This window comes from Kocuria aegyptia, from assembly GCF_039530085.1.
GTDB classification, from domain to species: Bacteria; Actinomycetota; Actinomycetes; order Actinomycetales; family Micrococcaceae; genus Kocuria; species Kocuria aegyptia.
This window is the reverse complement of record NZ_BAAAOA010000024.1, coordinates 75842-96739: the sequence shown is the minus strand read 5'-3', so window position 1 is coordinate 96739 and position 20898 is coordinate 75842. Positions and strand designations below refer to the sequence as shown.

The 20898-nt window shown below is 73.8% G+C and carries 20 protein-coding genes; 19 read left to right on the top strand and 1 reads right to left on the bottom strand.

The window, feature by feature from the left end:
- Nucleotides 1-328: 328 nt before the first annotated feature.
- Complete coding sequence (locus tag ABD220_RS10685) at nt 329-856, bottom strand: inorganic diphosphatase (protein WP_344122392.1); 528 nt, start codon at nt 854-856, stop codon at nt 329-331.
- Between the two features lie 246 nt (nt 857-1102).
- Between ABD220_RS10685 and dacB the strand changes: the two genes are divergently transcribed.
- The 19 genes from dacB (at nt 1103) to ABD220_RS10590 (ending at nt 20873) form a co-directional block, all read left to right on the top strand.
- Entirely contained in the window at nt 1103-2563 is a 1461-nt protein-coding gene (dacB, locus tag ABD220_RS10680) for a D-alanyl-D-alanine carboxypeptidase/D-alanyl-D-alanine endopeptidase (RefSeq protein ID WP_344122390.1), read from the top strand.
- A 45-nt stretch (nt 2564-2608) separates the two neighbouring features.
- Nucleotides 2609-3790, top strand: a complete 1182-nt coding sequence (locus tag ABD220_RS10675; protein WP_344122387.1) for a zinc-dependent metalloprotease — start codon at nt 2609-2611, stop codon at nt 3788-3790.
- Nucleotides 3791-3915: 125 nt separating this feature from the next.
- Nucleotides 3916-4395: a DNA-binding protein gene (locus ABD220_RS10670; protein ID WP_344122385.1), complete on the top strand. Its 480-nt coding sequence runs from the start codon at nt 3916-3918 to the stop codon at nt 4393-4395.
- Nucleotides 4392-5507, top strand: a complete 1116-nt coding sequence (gene tilS, locus ABD220_RS10665; RefSeq protein WP_344122383.1) for a tRNA lysidine(34) synthetase TilS — start codon at nt 4392-4394, stop codon at nt 5505-5507. Before ABD220_RS10670 ends, tilS begins: the two co-directional genes overlap by 4 nt.
- Complete coding sequence (hpt, locus tag ABD220_RS10660; protein WP_344122381.1) at nt 5497-6048, top strand: hypoxanthine phosphoribosyltransferase; 552 nt, start codon at nt 5497-5499, stop codon at nt 6046-6048. The genes tilS and hpt overlap by 11 nt, the downstream gene beginning before the upstream one ends.
- A 173-nt stretch (nt 6049-6221) precedes the next feature.
- Complete coding sequence (ftsH, locus tag ABD220_RS10655; RefSeq protein WP_344122378.1) at nt 6222-8354, top strand: ATP-dependent zinc metalloprotease FtsH; 2133 nt, start codon at nt 6222-6224, stop codon at nt 8352-8354.
- Between the two features lie 12 nt (nt 8355-8366).
- Nucleotides 8367-9131: a GTP cyclohydrolase I FolE gene (gene folE, locus ABD220_RS10650; RefSeq protein ID WP_344122376.1), complete on the top strand. Its 765-nt coding sequence runs from the start codon at nt 8367-8369 to the stop codon at nt 9129-9131.
- 4 nt (nt 9132-9135) lie between these two features.
- Nucleotides 9136-10083 (top strand): dihydropteroate synthase, encoded by a 948-nt coding sequence (gene folP, locus ABD220_RS10645; RefSeq protein ID WP_344122374.1) that lies wholly within the window; start codon nt 9136-9138, stop codon nt 10081-10083.
- On the top strand, nt 10080-10541 hold the full coding sequence (gene folB / locus ABD220_RS10640) for a dihydroneopterin aldolase (RefSeq protein ID WP_344122373.1): 462 nt from the start codon (nt 10080-10082) through the stop codon (nt 10539-10541). Before folP ends, folB begins: the two co-directional genes overlap by 4 nt.
- A gap of 1 nt (nt 10542) precedes the next feature.
- On the top strand, nt 10543-11073 hold the full coding sequence (gene folK, locus ABD220_RS10635) for a 2-amino-4-hydroxy-6-hydroxymethyldihydropteridine diphosphokinase (RefSeq protein WP_344122371.1): 531 nt from the start codon (nt 10543-10545) through the stop codon (nt 11071-11073).
- Between the two features lie 12 nt (nt 11074-11085).
- A complete protein-coding gene (locus ABD220_RS10630) occupies nt 11086-11655 on the top strand; it encodes a DUF3180 domain-containing protein (protein ID WP_344122369.1) in 570 nt (189 codons plus the stop codon).
- 10 nt (nt 11656-11665) lie between these two features.
- On the top strand, nt 11666-12178 hold the full coding sequence (locus ABD220_RS10625) for a PH domain-containing protein (RefSeq protein WP_344122427.1): 513 nt from the start codon (nt 11666-11668) through the stop codon (nt 12176-12178).
- Entirely contained in the window at nt 12175-13701 is a 1527-nt protein-coding gene (locus ABD220_RS10620; RefSeq protein WP_344122367.1) for a PH domain-containing protein, read from the top strand. Before ABD220_RS10625 ends, ABD220_RS10620 begins: the two co-directional genes overlap by 4 nt.
- A complete protein-coding gene (locus ABD220_RS10615) occupies nt 13698-14636 on the top strand; it encodes a Rossmann-like and DUF2520 domain-containing protein (protein ID WP_344122365.1) in 939 nt (312 codons plus the stop codon). Before ABD220_RS10620 ends, ABD220_RS10615 begins: the two co-directional genes overlap by 4 nt.
- A complete protein-coding gene (gene panC / locus ABD220_RS10610; RefSeq protein ID WP_344122363.1) occupies nt 14633-15553 on the top strand; it encodes a pantoate--beta-alanine ligase in 921 nt (306 codons plus the stop codon). Before ABD220_RS10615 ends, panC begins: the two co-directional genes overlap by 4 nt.
- A gap of 43 nt (nt 15554-15596) precedes the next feature.
- Nucleotides 15597-17120 (top strand): lysine--tRNA ligase, encoded by a 1524-nt coding sequence (gene lysS / locus ABD220_RS10605; RefSeq protein ID WP_344122361.1) that lies wholly within the window; start codon nt 15597-15599, stop codon nt 17118-17120.
- Nucleotides 17121-17195: 75 nt separating this feature from the next.
- Entirely contained in the window at nt 17196-17411 is a 216-nt protein-coding gene (locus ABD220_RS10600) for a hypothetical protein (RefSeq protein ID WP_344122359.1), read from the top strand.
- A gap of 262 nt (nt 17412-17673) precedes the next feature.
- Nucleotides 17674-18003: a histone-like nucleoid-structuring protein Lsr2 gene (locus ABD220_RS10595; protein WP_344122357.1), complete on the top strand. Its 330-nt coding sequence runs from the start codon at nt 17674-17676 to the stop codon at nt 18001-18003.
- Nucleotides 18004-18305: 302 nt separating this feature from the next.
- Nucleotides 18306-20873, top strand: a complete 2568-nt coding sequence (locus ABD220_RS10590) for an ATP-dependent Clp protease ATP-binding subunit (RefSeq protein ID WP_344122355.1) — start codon at nt 18306-18308, stop codon at nt 20871-20873.
- Nucleotides 20874-20898: the final 25 nt, after the last annotated feature.

The window sequence follows — 20898 nt, the reverse complement described above, 5'->3', positions numbered from 1 at the left end:
CCGACTCCCGGCGGGCCGGTGGCCGGCCCGCCGGGATGGACCGGGAGAGGTCGATGCGACGCGGCGCGGGTGGGGGGACCCCCGCCGCCACCGGGCACCTCGCGGGTGCGCTCCGGCGACCTCGATCCCGGTCGGCGGCCCGGATGCCGATGGGGGGATGCATCACGGGGCCGTCGGGCCGGCTGAGCCGGCCGATCCCAATATAACGAAATTCATGGAATCTCTGAAGGGTGCCCGCCGCGCCCGGGACCGGGCGGGCCCGGGGGCCCGGCACGCGCGGGGGCCGGGGACCGCCCGGTCCCCGGCCCCCGCGGGCTCGCCCCTCCGCTCAGTCGGTGGACGGGGCCTTCTCCTCGGCCTCGGCGGCCGACTCGTAGTGGGACTGTTCGAAGCGCTCGCGGGCCTCCTCGACGAGGCGCTCGGCGGTCTCCCGGCCCTCCCAGCCCTCGCCCTTGACCCACTTGTTGGGCTCGAGGTCCTTGTAGCGCTCGAAGAAGTGCTGGATCTCCTTGAGCTTGAACTCGTCGATGTCGTCGAGGCCCTGGATGTGGTCGTAGCGCTTGTCCGTGGACACGCACAGGATCTTCGCGTCCCCGCCGGCCTCGTCGTTCATGTTGAACACGGCGATGGGCCGCGACTCCACGAGCACGCCCGGGACGATCTCGAAGTCCAGGAGCACGAGGGCGTCCAGGGGATCGCCGTCCTCGCCCAGGCTGTCCTCGAAGTAGCCGTAGTGCGCGGGGTACTGCATCGACGTGAACAGCACGCGGTCCAGGCGCAGCCGGCCGGTCTCGTGGTCGATCTCGTACTTGACGCGCGATCCCCGGGGGATCTCGATGGTGACGTCCAACTCCATGGTGCTTCTCCTCGTGCTGGGTGGGCCCGGAAGGGCCGGAAAGGGCTGACAGCGGCCGGGCACGGCCGCACCACCCGGGCGGGGTGGGGCAGATCCGACACCCACGATAGCGGCGGCCCCGCGGGCGGCGGTAACCGTCCGGCCCGCCGCGGCGCCGCGACGGCGCCGCTCCGACACCGCTCCGACACCGCTCCCGGGCCCGTGCAGGAGCGGCCCGGCGGCCGCGGCGCGGGCCACAATGGGGGCATGAGCCGTTCCCGCCGCCACGGTCCCCCCGCCGGGCAGCGGCCGCCGCGGGCCCGCACCGGCCGCGGCCGCCGCGCCCTGACGGCGCTGCTCGCCGCCGGCTGCGTGGGCGTGGCGGGCTGGCTGCACCCGCACTGGGCCCCCGCGCTGGGCCTGGGCGGCGACGACCTGCCGGCGGCCCGCGTCCTTCCCGCGGAGCCGCCCGCCCCCGCCGGGGCCGTGCCCCCCGACCCGGCAGCCCCCGTGCCCGGCGCCGGCGAGGTGGCCGCGGCCGTGGACCCCGTGCTCGCCGGCGTCCCCGCCGGGCGGCGCTCCGTCCTCGTGGCCGACGCCCTCACCGGCGCGCCGCTGCTCGAACGGGACCCGGACGCGCCCCTGGTCCCCGCATCCAACCAGAAGCTCGTCACGGCCCTGTCCCTGCTCACCCACGCCGACCCCCGTCAGCGGCTGCGCACCACGGTGGTCCAGGGCCGGGAGCCGGGCACGGTGGTGCTGGTGGCGGGCGGGGACGCCCTGCTGAGCCCGGGCGGCTCCGACCCGGACGCCGTGCTCGGCCGGGCCGGCATCCGCACCCTGGCAGAGGCGACGGCCGAGGCGCTCGCCGAGCGCGGGGCGGACGGGCCCACCGGCGTGCGGTGGGACGCGAGCCTGTTCCCCGGACCGGCCCTGAACGAGGACTGGGCGGCGGGGGACGTCGCGGCGGGGCAGATCGGGCCCGTCGCCCCGATGGCGTTCTGGTCCCACCGCGTGCCGGCGGAAGAGGGGCCGTCGGCGCAGCGGCCCGGGGACCCGGGGCAGGACGTGGCCGAGGTCTTCGCGGCGGAGCTCGCCGCACGGCTCGCCGCGGACGGGGCGCCCGCGCCCGTCCCCGCGGTCGCGCCCGGCCGGGCGCCCGAGGGGGCGGCCGAGCTGGCCGCCGTCGAGTCCGCGACCCTCGCGGAGCAGGCCGAGCTCATGCTGCGGGACTCCGACAACCACCTCGCCGAGGTCCTCTCGCGGCTCGCGGCCCGGGCCGCGGACCGGCCCGCGAGCATCGCCGGCGGACGTGCCGCCGCGGCCGCGGCGCTCGAGGCGCACGGCGTCGGCGCGTCCGGCGCCGAGCTCTCCGACGCGTCGGGGATGTCCCTGCGCAACCGGATCTCCGCCCGCGCGCTCGAGCGCGTCGTGCGGGCCATGGTCACCGACCCCACGGGGGCGCTGACCCCGGGCGCCCGGGCCCTTCCGGTGGCCGGCGGCAGCGGGACCCTCGCCGACCGGTTCGACGACGACGCCGAGCTCCCCGGGCGGGGCCTGGCGCGGGCGAAGACGGGCACCCTGAACTCCGTGGTCTCCCTCAGCGGCCACGTCACCACGGACGGAGGGCGGCTGCTGACGTTTTCCGTGGTGCTCAACGACGTCACCGATCCGGCCGCCGCCCGGGACGCCGTGGACCGGGCGGTGGCGGCCCTGGCCCGACTGTGACGGCCCGCGCCGGGAGCTCCCAGGCGCGTGTGGTTGCATGAGGCCATGAGCGCAGCACAACGACCGCCGGAGACGGAGGCGCCCGGCATCGTCCGGTGGGACCTCGCGGCCTCCGCCGCCGCCCGGCTCACCCCGCCGGGCCCGAAGATGTCCGCCCGGGCCATGCGGGCGGCCGTGGACTCCATGCGCCGCCACGCCGAGGCGTCGGTGGACCACGTCCACCGGATCACCGGTCTCGAGGCCGCGCGGGACCTGCGGGACTCCACCGTGCTGGTCGTGGACCGCGCGGGGTGGTCGAAGGCCAACGCCCAGGCCTTCCAGGTGCTCATGGAACCGGCGGTCGAGGCTCTTCGCCGGCGCCGACCGGAGCAGTTCGGCGCGGCGGCCACCGCGCTCGGCGGCACGGCCACCGCGATGGAGATGGCCGCGGTGCTGGGGTTCCTGTCCGCGAAGGTCCTCGGCCAGTACGACCCGTACGCCGGGATGGTCTCCGCCGTGGCCGCGCAGCGGCACCCCGGCGGGCGGCTGATGCTCGTCGCCCCCAACATCCTCACGGTCGAGCGGGAGCTCAACGTGGAGCCGGAGGACTTCCGGCTGTGGGTCTGCCTGCACGAGCAGACCCACCGCGTCCAGTTCGCCGCCGCCCCGTGGCTGCGCGAGCACATGATCGAGCAGATCAACGAGCTCGCCGACTCCCTCATGGGCCACGCCGAGACCCTCGGGGCACGGCTCACCGAGGCGGTCCGCTCCCTGCCCGGGCGCGGCTCGGGGGCTGCGGAGCCCAGGGCCTCCCTCGGCGTGGTGGGCCTGCTCATGGGACGGCGGGAGCGCGAGGTGCTCTCCCACCTCACCGCCGTGATGAGCCTGCTCGAAGGACACGCGAACTTCGTGATGGACGGGGTGGACGCCTCCGTGGTGCCCTCCGTGAAGACGATCCGGCGGCGCTTCGAGCGACGCTCCGAGCTGCAGGGCAGCCTCGACCGCTTCGTCCGGAGGCTGCTCGGGATGGACGCGAAGATGCGCCAGTACAGCGACGGCCAGCGGTTCGTCTCGACCGTGGTGGGCACCGTGGGTCTGGACCGGTTCAACCGGATCTGGGAGGCCCCGGAGCACCTGCCCACGGAGGCGGAGATCCACGCCCCCGAGCGCTGGATCGCGCGGGTCCTGGGTCCGGGCGCGCCGCCCCGCAGCACCCCTCCCGCCCCGGAGCCGCCCGGAATGTGGTAGGCGCCGCGCACCCCGGTTTGACATGCAGATTCATAGACATTATGGCCGGGCGCCCCGTCCCGTCGTCGTCGTTCACAGCGCGACACGCGGTAGGCCGGATCACCATTGTGTGACAAAATCTTTACGTGAGCACAGAGAACATCGAACAGCAGGTCAAGCTGTACGGCCAGCCCCTGTCGGAGCGCTTCGGCACGGTCGTCCAGGCCTACGGCATCACGCAGCGGCGGCTGGCCGAGGTCCTCGGCCTCTCCGCCCCCATGCTGTCGCAGCTCAACAGCGGCCGCCGGATCAAGATCGGCAACCCGGCGGTCTACGAACGCCTGGTGATGCTGGAGCAGCGCATCGGCACCCCGGACGTCGAGGAGACCCTGTCCGCGGTCGAGGCCTCGCAGCCCGTGCTGTCCACCACGCAGATCCAGGCGGGCATCCACAGCGAGACCAACGCCGTGGCGGCCCTCGCGCACGTGGTCCCGCGGCAGGAGCTCGAGGCCGCCCTGGGCCTGCTCGGCGAGACCGCCCCGACCCTCGCCAAGGTCGTGCGCCTCGCCGTGCGGGAGTCGCAGAACCAGCAGGCCGCGAGCGAGCGCGAGGACGCCCGCCGGTGACCCAGTTCGCCCGCCGCGGCCGACTGTCCCCGGACGTCGCCGCGGGGCGGCGCCATGTGCTCGACTCCGTCCGGCAGCACGTCCCCCGGGTCTCCGCGGAGCCCCCGCTCGTCCTGGTGGCCTGCAGCGGCGGACCCGACTCCCTCGCGCTGGCCGCCGTCGCGGCCCACTTCGCCCGGCGCGGCACCCTGCGCGTGGGCGCCGTGGTGGTCGACCACGGCCTGCAGGCGGACTCCGCGGCGGTCGCGGCCCGCGCCGCCCGCACGCTCGAGCGGACCGGGCTGGCGCCCGTCGTCGTGACCGCGGTGACCGTGCGCCGCGACGCGGGCGGGCCCGAGATGGCGGCCCGCACCGCCCGCTACGCGGGCATCGCGGAGGTCGTGGGGCGCACGGGGGCCGACGCCGTCCTGCTCGGGCACACCCTGGACGACCAGGCCGAGTCCGTGCTGCTGGGCCTCGCCCGCGGCTCCGGCACCCGCTCGCTGGCCGGGATGCCGCCCGTGCGCGAGCTGGACGGTGTCACCTACCTCCGCCCGTTCCTGGACCTCTCCCGCGAGCAGACCCTGCAGATCTGCGCCGCCGAGCAGCTCGAGCCCTGGCACGACCCCACGAACCGGGATACCACCCTGATGCGCTCCAGGGTCCGCCACCGCGTGCTCCCGCTGCTCGAGGACGAGCTCGGCCCCGGCCTGGCCCGCGCCCTCGCCCGGTCCGCGGCGATCCTCGGCCCGGACGCGGACTACCTGGACAGCGCCGCGGCGGAGCTGCTCGAGCGCGCCCGCGCCGCCGCCCCGGAGCTGCCGGGCTCCCTGGTCCTCGACCTCGCCACGGTGCGGGCGGCCCACCCCGCGCTGCGCCGCCGCGCCCTGTCGGCGGCCGTGGTCGCCGCCGGCGGGCAGACCCCGGCCTACGAGCGGCTCGGCGCCCTGGACGAGTTCGCCGCGGGGCACGGCGCCGCGGGGCCCGTGCAGATGGCGGGTAAGGTGTCGGTGTGGCGCCGCCGCCCGACGGCGGGCACCCGTGGCCCGGGGCACCTGGAGCTGGTCCGCCCGCGGCCCGCGGGCGCCACCCGACCCGCATCCGCATCACACGAGGAGCGCCGTGAAGGCTGAGGACGTCCAGGGGGATCTCACCGAGGTCCTGTACACCAAGGAAGACATCGACACGAGGATCGCCGAGCTGGCGGCGGCCGTGGACGCCGACTACCGGGGCCGAGACGTCCTGCTCGTGGGCGTGCTCAAGGGCGCGGTGATGGTCATGGCCGACCTGTGCCGGGCGCTCCAGGGCCAGTACCCCATGGACTGGATGGCCGTGTCCTCCTACGGCTCCGGGACCAAGTCCTCGGGCGTGGTCCGCATCCTGAAGGACCTCGACACGGACCTCACCGGGCGGGACGTGCTCATCGTCGAGGACATCATCGACTCGGGCCTGACCCTGTCCTGGCTGCGCGCCAACCTCGAGTCCCGCGGCACGGCCTCGGTGGAGATCTGCGCCCTGCTGCGCAAGCCGGAGGCGGCGAAGACCTCCATCGACGTCAAGTACGTGGGCTGGGACATCCCCAACGAGTTCGTGGTGGGCTACGGGCTCGACTACGCCGAGAAGTACCGCAACCTCGACTGCATCGCGACCCTGGCGCCCCACGTCTACGAGTGAGCCGGCGCTCCGCCGGCCGGGCGGATGTCCGCTGACAGGGAACTCCCGGCCCGTCCGGGGCGGGACCCGGATCCCGGGCTGTACATTGTAGGTCTGCGTCCCCTGGACCCCCGGCCCTGGGCGGGCCCGGGCTCGAGGGGGCCCGGACAACCATCCACGGGAGGATCAGCGGCTTGGCCACGGCGAAAAAACCCAACAACTTCTTCAGGGGACCCTGGTTCTGGGTCCTGCTGGCCGCTCTGATCCTCTTCCCCCTGGTGGGCACGCTCACCACGGGCTCCTCCGGGCGCGTGGACACCAACGTCGGCCTGCAGCTGCTGCGCGAGGGCCAGGTCTCCGAGGCAAAGATCTACGACGGCCAGCAGAAGGTCGAACTCCAGCTGGAGGAGGACCTCTCCCTCGACGGCCGGGACCTCGGGCGCAGCGTCGAGTTCTACTACGTCACCCCGCGCGGGGAAGAGGTCGTCGACGCGATGAACGCGGCGGACCTCGAAGGGTTCACGGACCAGCCCGTCGAGTCGAACTGGTTCACGAACCTGCTCGGCTTCATGCTGCCGTTCCTGATCATCCTGGCCATCTTCTGGTTCGTGTTCTCCCGGATGCAGGGCGGCGGGTCGCAGGTCATGCGCTTCGGCCGCTCGCGGGCCAAGATGTTCGACAAGGACAACCCCACGGTGACCTTCGCCGACGTCGCCGGCGCGGACGAGGCCGTGCAGGAGCTCGACGAGATCAAGCAGTTCCTGGTGGAGCGCGAGCGCTTCACCGCCCTCGGCGCCAAGGTGCCCAAGGGCGTGCTGCTCTACGGCCCGCCCGGCACCGGCAAGACCCTGCTCGCGCGGGCGGTGGCCGGTGAGGCCGGCGTCCCCTTCTTCTCGATCTCCGGCTCCGACTTCGTCGAGATGTTCGTGGGCGTGGGCGCCTCGCGGGTCCGCGACCTGTTCCAGCAGGCCAAGGAGAACGCGCCGGCCATCATCTTCGTGGACGAGATCGACGCCGTGGGCCGCCAGCGCGGCGCGGGCATGGGCGGCGGCAACGACGAGCGCGAGCAGACCCTCAACCAGCTGCTCGTCGAGATGGACGGCTTCGACGCCACCACCAACGTCATCCTGATCGCCGCGACCAACCGCCCCGACGTCCTGGACCCGGCGCTGCTGCGCCCGGGCCGCTTCGACCGCCAGATCGGCGTGGAGGCCCCCGACATGAAGGGCCGTCTGCAGATCCTCCGGGTGCACTCCCAGGGCAAGCCGCTCGCGGACAACGTGGACCTCGCCGCCGTGGCCAAGCGCACCCCCGGCTTCACGGGCGCGGAGCTGGCCAACGTGATGAACGAGGCGGCGCTGCTGACCGCCCGCTCCCACGCCCAGCTCATCGACGACCGCGCCGTGGACGAGGCGATCGACCGGGTCATCGCCGGCCCGCAGAAGCGCAGCCGGATCATGAAGGAGCTGGAGCGCAAGGTCACCGCCTACCACGAGGGCGGGCACGCGCTCGTGGCCGCCGCCCTGCGCAACACGGACCCGGTCACGAAGATCACCATCCTGCCCCGCGGCCGGGCCCTGGGCTACACCATGGTCATGCCCATGGACGACAAGTACTCGACCACCCGCAACGAGCTGCTCGACCAGATGGCCTACGCCATGGGCGGGCGCGCGGCGGAGGAGATCGTGTTCCGGGACCCGTCCACGGGCGCGTCCAACGACATCCAGAAGGCCACCGACACGGCCCGCAAGATGGTCACCCAGTACGGCATGAGCGCCCGCGTGGGCTCGATCAAGCTGGGCGGGGACAGCTCCGAGCCGTTCCTCGGCCGGGACGCCGCCGGCTCGGGCCGGGAGTACTCCGAGCGCACCGCCGCGATCGTGGACGAGGAGGTGCGAGCCCTGCTCGACCAGGCCCACGACGAGGCGCACGAGATCCTGATGGACAACCGTCCCGTCCTCGACCGGCTCGCCCTCGAGCTGCTCGAGAAGGAGACGCTCAACGAGGCCCAGATCGCGGACATCTTCCACGACATCCGCAAGCGGGACCTGCGGCCCGTGTGGCTGTCCAAGGACACTCGGCCCCTCTCGGAGGACCCGCCCGTGGTCACGCAAGCCGAGCGCGAGGAGGCCCGGCGGATCCACGCCCAGGACCCCGCGACCCTGGCCCCGCAGGACCAGGCGGCCGCCGCGAAGCCGGAGCACCCCCTCGAGGTCCCGGAGCGCGGGCACTCGGTGCCGCCGGGGGAGGGGGCGGGCTCCTCGAGCACCGCGGGGTCCGGCACGGGGACCACGACGCAGAGCACCCCGGGACCCGGCTCGGCCTGAGCCGGGCCTAGGATGGAGCGACAGCCGGTCGCGTCCGCCGACTCCCGTTCCGTCCGGCAGACCCGGCAGACCCGGCAGAGCCGGCAGATCCCGAAGGAGGGCGCGTTGCCCCACGAGGCCCGCACGAAGCAGACGAACGCGTACGACCCGAGCGCGGAGGCGTTCGCCCCGCCGTACCCGGACCCCGCCCCCGCGCTCGAGGCCGGCGCCGGGGCGGTCGACCAGCCGCGCGTCGCGGCGGCCGTGCGGGAGCTGCTGCTGGCGATCGGGGAGGACCCCGACCGGGACGGCCTGCAGGGCACCCCGGGGCGCGTGGCGCGGGCGTACGCGGAGATGTTCGCGGGCCTGCACCAGGACCCCGCCGAGGTGCTTGGAACGACCTTCGACATCGGCCACTCCGAGATGGTCCTCGTCAAGGACATCCCCTTCTACTCGACCTGCGAGCACCACCTCGTCCCGTTCCACGGGCACGCCCACGTGGGCTACATCCCCGGCCACGACGGAATGGTCACCGGCCTGAGCAAGCTCGCCCGGCTCGTGGACCTCTTCGCCCGCCGGCCCCAGGTCCAGGAGCGGCTGACCACCCAGATCGTGGAGGCCATCGTGGAGCACCTCGCCCCGGCCGGGGTGATCGTGGTGGTCGAGTGCGAGCACCTGTGCATGTCCATGCGGGGGGTGCGCAAGCCCGGCGCCAAGACCGTGACCTCGGCCGTGCGCGGGCAGCTGCGCGAGCCCGCGACCCGCTCCGAGGCGATGAGCCTCATCCTGGGGCGCTGAGCCCGTGACGACCCCCCGACGCACCGACCCCGAGCACCGGCCCTCCGGCTGGGGCTCCTTCGAGAACCTGCCCACCGGGCGCACGCTGGTCATGGGCGTCCTCAACGTCACCCCCGACTCCTTCAGCGACGGCGGCGAGCACGCCGGGCATGAGGCCGCGATCGCGCACGGGCTGCGCATGCTGGCCGAGGGCGCCGACATCGTGGACGTCGGGGGGGAGTCCACCCGCCCCGGGTCCGAGCGGGTCGACCCCGCCGAGGAGCGGCGCCGGATCCTGCCCGTGGTCGAGGCGCTCGCCGCCGCGGGTGCGGTGCTCAGCGTCGACACGCTCCACGCCGGGACCGCGGAGGCCGCCCTGGACGCCGGGGCGCACATCGTCAACGACGTCTCGGGCCTGGGCGCGACCCGGGACATGATCGACCTGGCCGCCGAGCGGCAGGCGCCCTACATCCTCATGCACGCCCGGGGCCTGCCAGACGTGCAGGACTCCCGGGCCGTCTACGACGACGTCGCCGGGGAGGTGCTCGGCGAGCTCCAGGGGCTGCGGGAGCGCTGCCTGGCCGCGGGCCTGGCCCCGGAGAAGCTGGTCCTGGACCCCGGTCTGGGCTTCGACAAGCGCGGGGCGCAGAACTGGGAGCTGCTCCGGGCGCTGCCGCGCTTCACGGCCACCGGCCACAAGGTGCTCGTGGCGGCGTCCCGCAAGCGCTTCCTGGGCACCCTGCTCGAGCAGGACGGCACCCCGCGCCCGGCGGCAGGACGGGACGCGGCGACGGCCGCGGTCAGCGCGCTGTCCGCCCACGCGGGCGCGTGGTGCGTGCGCGTCCACGCCGTGCGTCCGAGCGTCGACGCCGTGGCCGCCGCGCACGCCTGGCGCGGCGTGGAGCCGGCCCTGCTGCGCCCCGGCCCGGTCCCCGGCGTGCTGCCGGCGGCGTCCCCCGGAGCGGTCCGGTGAACCGGGTGCCGCGCGAGGAGACGGACGCCGCCCGCATGCGCGCCGGGGACCGGGCCGGCCGCCAGCACGTCCCGGTGTCCACCACGCGGTCCCCCGACCGCCGGGACCGGATCAACCTCCTGGGCATCGGCGCGGTGGGCTACCACGGGGTCTTCGACCAGGAGAAGCGCAGCGGTCAGCCCTTCTTCGTGGACCTCGTCATGTACCTGGACCTGGCCGCGGCGGGGGCCTCGGACGACGTCGCCCTGACCGCCCACTACGGCGAGGTCGCCGAGGAGGTGCGGGACATCGTCATCGGTCCCAGCGTCAACCTGATCGAGACCCTCGCCGACCAGGTCGCCCGGCGGCTGCTCGAGCGCTTCCCGCTCGACGCGGTGGAGGTCACGGTGCACAAGCCCAAGGCGCCGATCGAGGTGACGTTCTCGGACGTGTCCGTCACGATCTACCGGGAGCGCTGACATGGGCACCCGGGCCGTCCTCGCCCTCGGCGCCAACCTCGGCGACCGGGAGGCCACCCTGCGCCGCGCCGCGCTCGAGCTCGCCGCCCACCCGCGGATCACGCTGACCCGCGCGTCGCCCATCGTGCGCTCCAAGCCGGTCGGCGGACCGGGCGGCCAGGGGGACTACCTCAACGCCGTCGTCGAGGTGGAGACCGACCTGAGCCCCTTCGGGCTGCTCCGGGCGTGCCAGGAGGTGGAGGAGCGCCACCACCGGACCCGGAGCCTGCGCTGGGGCCCGCGCACCCTCGACGTCGACATCATCGTCTACGGGGACCTGCGCCTCGACGAGCCCGAGCTCACCGTGCCCCATCTGCGCGCCGGCACCCGCGCGTTCGTGCTCGTGCCCTGGGCCCTGATGGACCCCGGCGCGACCCTCGAGGGGCACAGCGTCGCAGAGCTGGCCCGCCGGGCGGCGGACCTCGGCGGCCTGGGACCGGACACGATCCCGCTGCTGACCGAGGACCCCGCCCCCGGCGGGGACGCGGACTGAGGAGGAGCCCCCGTGCACGTGCTCACGGTCCCGGCGCTGCTGATGTGCGCCGCCGCCGCCGGCGCCGTCGGCTGGACCGCCAACCGGCTCTCCACGGGGGCGGGCGGGCCGCTGCTGATCCTGCCGTGGGCCTCGCTCGCGGCCCTCGCCGCCGTGGCCGCCGCCCTGCTGGTGCTGGGCGTGCGCGTCAAGCGCCACCAGGACGGGGCGCGCCCGGAGCGCTTCGACCCGCTCGTCGCGGCCCGCACCGCGGCCGGCGCCCAGGCAGTGGCCTGGGCGGGGGCGATGCTCACCGGCTGGCACGCCGCCGTCGCCGTCGAGCAGCTCGCCCTCGTTCCCGTGCGCTCCGACCAGGGCCCGCTGTGGGCCAGCCTGGTGCACGCCGGGGCCGGGCTCGTCCTCGTCGTGGTGGGCTGGATCGTGGAAAGCTTCTGCAAACTGCCGCCGGACGATCCCGACGCGGAGGAGGGCGCCGAGTACCGTAGGGGACGGCAGAAGGAGCTCCCCGAGGGAGAAGGTGGTTATGCCCGAGAGATCCGCCCGCGAGCCCACCGGCGGCCCCGCGGCCGGGACGCCCGGTGACCGGGTGCCCCTGAGCAACCCCGCGATCGACCCCGAGGGCCTGGCCTGGACCCGGGTCTCCCCCCGGCACCTCACCGTGGTGGTGCTCTCCACTCTTCTCAGCACCCTGTTCTGGCTCGCGGCCCTGGGCTGGCCCGCGGTGCTGGCGGCCACGGGCGTCTGGCCCGGCGCCCCCCTGCGCCTGCTGCTGCTGCCGCCCGCGGCCGTCCTGGCGGCCGGCCTGCTCTCCGTGCTCCTGGCCCCGCGGCGGGTCCGGGCGATCGGCTACGCCGAGCGCGGTGAGGACCTGCTCGTGCGGCGCGGCCTGCTCTACCAGCGGGTCACGGTCATCCCCTACGGGCGGATGCAGTACGTGGACGTGTCGGTCTCCCCGCTGCAGCGCAGCTTCGGCCTGGCCACCGTGAAGCTGCACACCGCGGCCGTGGGCAGCCACGCCGAGATCCCCGGGGTGGAGCACGCCGAGGCGTCCCGGCTGCGCGAGCGGCTCACCGCGCGCGGCGAGGCCCTCCTGGCGGGCCTGTGAGCGCTGGGACCGCCCCCGCGGCGGGTCCGCAGTGGCACCGTGTCCACCCGCTGACCCCGGTGGTCAGGGGGTGGCTCGCGATGCTCGTGATCGCCGGCGCCGTCGTCAACATCCTCCTCGACGACTTCCTCAACGCCTACCTCGGCCGGGGGGACGCCGTGCCGCCCCAGGACTTCGACCCGGCCCGGATGGGGGCCGCCTTCTGGTGGGCGCTGGCCGGGCTCCTGGTGGTCGTGCTCCTCGTGTTCGCGGCGGCCGTGCTGGTCTCGTGGTGGTTCACCCGCTACCAGGTGACCCCCGAGCACGTGCGGATCCGCTCGGGAGTGCTGTTCCGGCAGGAGCGCCAGGCCCGGCTGGACCGGGTGCAGGCCATCGACATCCACCGCCCGTTCCTGCCCCGGCTGCTGGGGCTGGCCGAGCTGAAGTTCGAGGTGGCCGACGCCGGGCAGTCCGCGGTGTCCCTGTCCTACCTCACCCACGCCCAGGCCCGCGTGCTGCGCGGGGAGCTGCTGGGCCGGCTCGGCCTGGCCGCCCCGGACCGGGGCCCCGCCGCCCCGGTGCCCGGCGCGGCGGCGGGCGCACCCGTGCGGCGGCCGGCGCCCTGGGCGGTGACCGGGGACCAGGAGCGGCCGGTGCTCGGGGTGCCGGTGCCGCGGCTGATCGGCTCCGTGCTCGCCTCGGGCTCCGCGGTCGCCCTGGCCGTGCTGCTGGCCGCCGCGCCGGTGGCCCTGCTGGTGGATCCCCGCACCGGGCCGGCGATGCTCGCGGCGTGGCTCCCCGGGCTGGTCAGCTTCGGGGCCGTCTCCTACCGCCGGGTCGAGCAGGGCTACCACTTCCGGCTGCTACGCGTCCCCGAGGGCCTGCGCGTGCGCTACGGCCTGTTCAGCGTCCGCTCCCAGACCGTCCCGGCCGGCCGAATCCAGGCGGTGGGCGTGGACCAGCCGATGCTCTGGCGGCCCTTCGGCTGGTACCGGGTGCGGGTCAACGTGGCGGGCTACGGTCCCGCGGCGGGGGAGAGCGACGCCATGCGCTCCACCCTGCTGCCCGTCGGCACCCTGCCCCAGGTGCACCAGGTCCTGCACCTCGCGCTGCCCGGCGCCCGGGACGGTGACCTCGCCGCGCTGCTGCGGGAGGGCCTGCACGGGCTGGGCGCGCAGGGCCGGTTCACCATCTCCCCACGGCGGGCCCGATGGCTCGACCCCCTCGTGCACCGCCGGACCGGCTTCGCGGCGACCGGCGACGTCCTCGCGGTCCGGTCCGGGCGGCTGAGCCGGCACACCGCCGTGCTGCCCCACGAGAAGACCCAGTCGGTGGCCGTGAGCCAGGGCCCGCTGGAGCGGGCCCTGGGGCTCGCCGACGTCCACCTGCACTCCACCCCCGGCCCCGTGACCGTGGCTGTCCCGCACCTGGACACCGGGGACGCCCGGGCGCTCGCCGCGGCACAGGCGGTGCACGCGGCCGGTGCCCGTAGACTGGCCGACGGCCCGAGCCACCCCCAGACCCCCCGGCAGGAGAGCCCATGACCCACCCGTCCGACCGCCCGGGACGCCTCGGGGTCGGGGTCGTCAGCGCCGGGAAGGTGGGCGCCGTCCTGGGCGCCGCCCTGCGCGCCGCCGGCCACGCCGTCGTCGGCGTCAACGCCGTCTCCGAGGCGAGCCGGGACCGGGCCGAGGCACTCCTGCCGGGAGTGCCCGTCCTCGAGGTCCCGTCCGTGCTCGAGCGCGCCGAACTCGTGCTGCTCGCCGTGCCCGACGACGAGCTGCCCGGGCTCGTGCAGGGCCTCGCCGACGCCGGGCTGTGGCAGGCCGGCCAGCTCGTGGTGCACACCGCGGGCCGCTGGGGCACCGGCGTCCTGGACCCGGCCCGCCGGCTCGGGGCGATCCCGCTCGCGGTCCACCCGGCCATGACCTTCACGGGCATGAGCCTCGACCTGGCCCGGCTGAGCGACTGTTCGTTCGGGATCACGGCCCCGGCCCCCGTGCTGCCCATCGCCCAGGCACTGGTGGTCGAGATGGGCGCCGAGCCCGTGGTGGTCGCGGAGGCCGACCGCCCGCTGTACCACGCGGCCCTCGCCCACGGCGCCAACCACCTGATGACCGTCGCGGGGCAGTCCATGCAGGTGCTCCGCGACATCGGGGTGGAGCGGCCCGACCGCATGGTCGGGCCCCTGCTGCGGGCGACCCTGGACAACGCCCTGGCCGCGGGGGAGTCGGCGCTCACCGGCCCCGTGGCCCGCGGCGACGCGGGGACCGTGGCCGCCCACCGGGACGCCCTCGACGAGTACGCCCACGGCCACGGCGGCGATGACGTCCTCCTGGCCTACCTGGACCTCGCCCGCGTCACCGCACGCCGGGCCCTGGACCGCGGCCTGCTCGACCGCCCGCGCTACGACGCCGTGCTCGCCGCCCTCGAGCTCACCGACGGCACCGGCGGCACCGGCGGAGAGGAGACCCCGTGAGTACCCCGGCCGGCGCCCCGCGCGTGTGCCGGGGCATCGACGAGTTCCGGGCCGCCCTCGCCGACCGGCTCGGCGCGGCGCCGGAACGGGCGCCCCAGGAGCAGACGTCCCGGCAGCAGGTGTCCCAGGGGCAGGCGTCCCCGGGGCCGGCGTCGCTGGGCCTCGTGCCCACCATGGGCGCCCTGCACGAGGGGCACGGCCACCTGGTGCGCCTCGCCCGCCAGGAGAACACGGTGGTCGCCGTATCGGTCTTCGTCAATCCGCTGCAGTTCGGCCCGGGCGAGGACTTCGAGCGCTATCCGCGCACCCTCGAGTCCGACGTCGAGCTGCTCGCCCGGTTCGGGGCCGACCTCGTGTTCGCCCCGTCGGTGGCGGAGATGTACCCCGGCGGGGAGCCGCTGGTGCGCGTCACCTCCGGCCGGCTCGGCTCCGTGCTCGACGGCGCGAGCCGCCCCGGACACTTCGACGGCGCCCTGACGGTGGTCAACAAGCTCCTCAACATCACCGCCCCGCCGGTGCCGGCCGCGTTCCGGGCGTACTTCGGCGAGAAGGACGCCCAGCAGCTGCTCCTGGTGCGCCGGATGGTCGCCGACTTCGCCCTGCCCGTCGACGTGCGGCCCGTGCCCATCGTGCGCGACGACGACGGGCTGGCCCTGTCCTCCCGCAACCGCTACCTCGACGCCGCGCAGCGCCGGTCCGCGCTCGTGCTCCCGCGCACCCTGCGAGCGCTCGCCGCCGGGGAGCTGGATCTCGGGGCCGCCCGGCGGCGGATCGACGCCGAGGACGGGGTCCGGCTCGACCACCTCGTCGTGGTCGACCCCCGCACCCTGGTCCCGGTCGAGCCGGCGCCCGGCGCCCTCGCCCTCGTGGCCGCCCACGTGGGCAGCACCCGGCTGATCGACAACCTCGTGCTCTGAGCGCCCGGCCGGGATTTGACCCTCCCCGTTATCCTGGACAACTGTGACCAACGCGCAGAACACCTCCCCGACCGCCCAGGACGAGGCCGAGCAGGCCGAGCTCTCGGACCAGATGCAGTTCCGGCTCGCCAAGCGCGCCCGGCTCCTCGAGTCGGGCCGGGAGGCCTACCCCGTGGGCGTGGAGCGCACGCACACCCTCGCCGAGGTGCGAGAGGCCCACGGCCACCTCGAGCCCGGCGAGGAGACCGGGCAGTTCGTCGGCGTGGCCGGGCGCGTGGTCTTCGTACGCAACACCGGCAAGCTGTGCTTCGCCACCCTCCAGGAGGGGGACGGCACCCGCTTGCAGGTCATGCTCTCCCGCGCCGTGGTGGGCGAGGAGTCCCTGGGGGAGTGGAAGTCCCTCGTGGACCTCGGCGACTTCGTGGCCGTGCACGGCGAGGTGATCGCCTCCCGCCGCGGCGAGCTGTCGGTGATGGCCGACGCCTGGTCCATGGCCTCGAAGGCGATCCGGCCGCTGCCCACGCTGCACAACGAGCTCAACGAGGAGACCCGGGTGCGCCGGCGCTACCTCGACCTCATCGTCCGGCCCGAGGCCCGCGACGTCGTCGTCAAGCGGGCGCGCATCATCCAGACGGTGCGCAACGTCCTGGTCGCCCGCGGCTACGTGGAGATCGAGACCCCGATCCTGCAGCTCGTGCACGGCGGCGCCACGGCCCGGCCGTTCGAGACCCACCTCAACGCGTTCGACCAGGAGATGACCCTGCGCATCGCCACGGAGCTCTACCTCAAGCGCGCCGTGGTCGGCGGGATCGAGCGGGTCTTCGAGATCGGCCGGGTCTTCCGCAACGAGGGCGTCGACTCCTCGCACAGCCCCGAGTTCACCACCCTGGAGGCCTACGAGGCCTACGCCGACCAGTTCACGATGGCCGAGCGGATCCAGGAGATCATCCTCGCGTGCGCCGACGCCCTGGGCGTCGACACCATCGAGACGGAGAAGGGCACGATCGACCTGCGCGGGCAGTGGCGCTGGCTGTCCGTCTACCCGGCCCTGTCCGAGGCCGTGGGGCAGCGGATCACCCCGGAGACGCCCGTGGCGACCCTGCACCGGATCGCCGAGGAGCACGAGGTCCCCGTCGACCCGCTGTGGGACGCGGAGAAGTACGTGCTGGAGCTGTTCGGCGAGATCGTGGAGCCCACCCTGATCCAGCCGACCTTCGTGTGCGACTACCCGCCCTCGGCGCAGCCGCTGGCCCGGCAGCACCGCTCCGAGCACGGCCTGATCGAGGCCTGGGACCTGATCATCGGCGGGATGGAGCGCGGCACGGCGTTCTCCGAGCTGATCGACCCCGTGGTCCAGCGCGAGCGGCTCACCGAGCAGTCCCACCGGGCCGCGGCCGGCGATGACGAGGCCATGCGGCTGGACGAGGACTTCCTGCGCGCCCTCGAGCACGGCGCCCCGCCCATGGGCGGGCTGGGCCTGGGCCTGGACCGGCTCATCATGCTCTTCACCGACCTGGGGATCCGGGAGACCATCCTGTTCCCCCTCATGAAGCCGGAGCAGGACTGAGCCGGGGCCGCGGCCGTGCCGCGGCCCCGCGCCGTCCTCAGCCTCCGCCCAGAACTCCCCGGGAGAATCGCACGCATGGAATACATCGCTGTCCTGCTGCCCTCGATCAGCATCGGCATCATCTTCTGGTTCATCCTCCGCTGGATCTTCCGCGGGGACCGCACGGAGCGCGCCGCCGAGTCCCGTTCGCAGGAGGACGCCGAGCGCTGGTACGAGGAGCTCAAGCGGCGCGACGGCGACGACCTGCCGTTCGGCCGTCCGCCGCGCCGCGGCCCCGGGACGGAGCGCTGAGCTCCCTCCGCCCGCGTCCCCGGTCCTCCCGATGAATTGGAATTGACGCCCTGATTGTCCGCCTATTCGTGCTGTTGAATTCCGCCTGCAGAATTGTAGGATAAACTCGACGACGCCGGGAACGCGGGTTCCCGGAGTTCGCCGGAATTCACGATCCGGATCATCCGGTAGGACACGGGGGAATCAGCACCGACTCGGGCCGCGCCGCTCTCGGCACGGCCGGGGAAAGACGAGCGCCGAAAGGCAGAGGGAAGTTCCAGTTATGGCACAGACCGTGCAGATCATTCTCGAGGACGACCTCGACGGCGGGCCCGCGGAGGAGACCGTGCGGTTCGGCCTCGACGGCGCACAGTACGAGATCGACCTCTCCGAGGAGAACGCCGCCAAGCTGCGCGAGGCCGTGCGGCCGTTCATCGCCAAGGCGCGGCGGGCCCAGAGCAAGCAGACGCCCAAGCAGGCCCGTCCCACCGGGAAGTCCAACCCGGACACCGCCGCCATCCGGCAGTGGGCCCGGGAGAACGGCCACCAGGTCTCCGACCGCGGACGTATTCATCAGGACGTGCAGAAGGCGTACTACGACGCGCACAAATAGGCGCGCGCACTTCGCGCTCCGCGCAATAGAGGAGGGACCGGTGCACCGGTCCCTCCTTTTCTTTGCCGCCCGCCGGGGACGTCCCCTAATGCCCGCCGGCGGGTCCACGGGGGAATTCACCTGTCATTCTTTTGGTGACCTGCGCCTTTGTCGGTGCGGATGCGAACAGCAGCAATAGTCGCGCGCCGCTCCGGGGGCGGTCCGCGCCCCGGCGTCCCGGTCTTCTCGCCGGTGGCGAACAGCCCCCCGATCGGGCTCCCGGGTGCGTAGCATCGTCTGCAGACATCGACTGAGGAGTATCCATGTTCGAACGCTTCACCGACCGCGCCCGCCGGGTCGTGGTGCTGGCCCAGGAAGAGGCCAGGATGCTCAACCACAACTACATCGGCACCGAGCATCTGCTGCTCGGGCTGATCCACGAGGGCGAGGGAGTGGCCGCGAAGGCGCTCGACTCGATGGGCATCACCCTCACCGGCGCTCGCGAGCAGGTCCAGGACATCATCGGCCCGGGCCAGCAGGCCCCGTCCGGGCACATCCCCTTCACGCCGCGCGCCAAGAAGGTCCTCGAGCTCTCCCTGCGCGAGGCCCTGCAGCTCGGCCACAACTACATCGGCACCGAGCACATCCTGCTGGGCATCATCCGCGCGGGCGAGGGCGTGGCCGCGCAGGTGCTGACCAAGCTCGGCGCGGAGCCGCAGAAGGTGCGCTCCACCGTGCTGGAGCTCATCTCCGGCTACCAGGGCGGAGGGACCCCCGAGAAGGAGGGCGCCGGCGTGCGCTCGGCCGGGCAGTCCGAGGGCACCCCCGCCGGTTCGGCGGTGCTGGACCAGTTCGGCCGCAACCTCACCGCGGCCGCCCGCGAGGGCAAGCTGGACCCCGTCATCGGGCGGTTCCGCGAGATGGAGCGGGTCATGCAGATCCTCTCCCGGCGCACCAAGAACAACCCCGTGCTGATCGGCGAGCCCGGCGTGGGCAAGACCGCGGTGGTCGAGGGCCTCGCCCAGGCCATCGTGCGCGGCGACGTCCCGGAGACGCTCAAGGACAAGCACCTCTACACCCTCGACCTCGGGTCCCTCGTGGCGGGCTCCCGCTACCGCGGCGACTTCGAGGAGCGGCTCAAGAAGGTGCTCAAGGAGATCCGCACCCGCGGGGACATCATCCTGTTCATCGACGAGATCCACACCCTCGTGGGCGCCGGCGCGGCCGAGGGCGCGATCGACGCCGCCTCGATCCTGAAGCCCATGCTGGCCCGGGGCGAGCTGCAGACGATCGGCGCCACGACCCTCGACGAGTACCGCAAGCACATCGAGAAGGACGCGGCCCTCGAGCGCCGCTTCCAGCCGATCCAGGTGGACGAGCCCTCCGAGGCGCACGCCGTAGAGATCCTCAAGGGCCTGCGCGACAAGTACGAGGCGCACCACCGCGTCTCCATCTCGGACGACGCCCTCGAGGCCGCGGTGCACCTCGGCGCCCGGTACGTCTCCGACCGGTTCCTGCCGGACAAGGCGATCGACCTGATCGACGAGGCCGGCGCGCGCCTGCGCATCAAGCGGATGACCGCCCCGCCGGAGATCAAGGAGCTCGACGACCGCATCATCGAGGTGAAGCGGCTCAAGGAGGCCGCGATCGACGGCCAGGACTACGAGAAGGCCGCCTCGCTGCGCGACACGGAGCAGAAGCTCATCGCGGAGCGGGACGACAAGGACCGTGCCTGGCGCGAGGGCGGCGACGAGCTCGCCGAGGTGACCCCCGAGGTGATCTCCGACGTCCTCTCCGCCTCCACGGGCGTGCCCGTCTACAAGCTCACCGAGGAGGAGACGGGCCGTCTCCTGCACATGGAGGACGAGCTGCACAAGCGCATCATCGGCCAGGACGACGCCATCAAGGCGCTCTCCCGGTCGATGCGCCGCACCCGCGCGGGCCTGAAGGACCCCAAGCGGCCGGGCGGGTCGTTCATCTTCGCCGGGCCCACGGGCGTGGGCAAGACCGAGCTCGCGAAGGCGCTGGCGGAGTTCCTGTTCGGGGACGAGGACGCCCTCATCACCCTGGACATGTCCGAGTACCAGGAGAAGCACACCGTCTCCCGGCTCTTCGGTGCCCCCCCGGGCTACGTGGGCTACGAGGAGGGCGGCCAGCTCACCGAGAAGGTGCGGCGCAAGCCGTTCTCGGTGGTGCTCTTCGATGAGGTCGAGAAGGCGCACCAGGACCTGTTCAACTCGCTGCTGCAGATCCTCGAGGACGGCCGCCTGACCGACTCGCAGGGCCGCGTGGTGGACTTCAAGAACACCGTGATCATCATGACCACGAACCTGGGTACCAAGGACATCTCCCGTGCCGTCCCCGTCGGGTTCCAGACCGGCGTGGACCCCGCGTCCAACTACGAGCGCATGCAGGCGAAGGTCCAGGACGAGCTCAAGGAGCACTTCCGGCCCGAGTTCCTCAACCGCGTGGACGAGACCATCGTCTTCCCGCAGCTCACCGAGACCGAGATCGTGCAGATCGTGGACCTGTTCGTGGCCCGGCTGCAGGAGCGGCTGCGCGACCAGGGGATGTCGATCGAGCTCTCCGACTCCGCGAAGCGGTGGGTCAGCCGCAAGGGCTACGACCCGTCCATGGGCGCCCGCCCGCTGCGCCGCACCATGCAGCGGGAGATCGAGGACCAGCTCTCCGAGAAGATCCTCTTCGGGGAGATCAGCACCGGGGAGAAGATCTTCGTGGGCACCGAGGGGGAGGGCGACGCGCAGAAGCTGGTCTTCTCCTCCACCCCGATGTCCGACCTCACGGGCGACGGCATGGTCGACCCGATGGGCGGGCTGGAGGACCTGGACGTCGCCCGCGGCGACGGTGGCGAGAACCGTTCCGACGGCTGAGCCGGCCTGACGGACGCCGAGGGGC

Coding starts and splice junctions, on each gene's coding strand:
- dacB (WP_344122390.1), top strand. CDS start 1,103: ATGAGCCGTTCCCGCCGCCACGGTCCCCCCGCCGGGCAGCGGCCGCCG.
- ABD220_RS10600 (WP_344122359.1), top strand. CDS start 17,196: ATGGAATACATCGCTGTCCTGCTGCCCTCGATCAGCATCGGCATCATC.
- ABD220_RS10615 (WP_344122365.1), top strand. CDS start 13,698: ATGACCCACCCGTCCGACCGCCCGGGACGCCTCGGGGTCGGGGTCGTC.
- ABD220_RS10675 (WP_344122387.1), top strand. CDS start 2,609: ATGAGCGCAGCACAACGACCGCCGGAGACGGAGGCGCCCGGCATCGTC.
- folK (WP_344122371.1), top strand. CDS start 10,543: ATGGGCACCCGGGCCGTCCTCGCCCTCGGCGCCAACCTCGGCGACCGG.
- folE (WP_344122376.1), top strand. CDS start 8,367: ATGGAGCGACAGCCGGTCGCGTCCGCCGACTCCCGTTCCGTCCGGCAG.
- ABD220_RS10590 (WP_344122355.1), top strand. CDS start 18,306: ATGTTCGAACGCTTCACCGACCGCGCCCGCCGGGTCGTGGTGCTGGCC.
- ABD220_RS10595 (WP_344122357.1), top strand. CDS start 17,674: ATGGCACAGACCGTGCAGATCATTCTCGAGGACGACCTCGACGGCGGG.
- ABD220_RS10685 (WP_344122392.1), bottom strand. CDS start 856: ATGGAGTTGGACGTCACCATCGAGATCCCCCGGGGATCGCGCGTCAAG.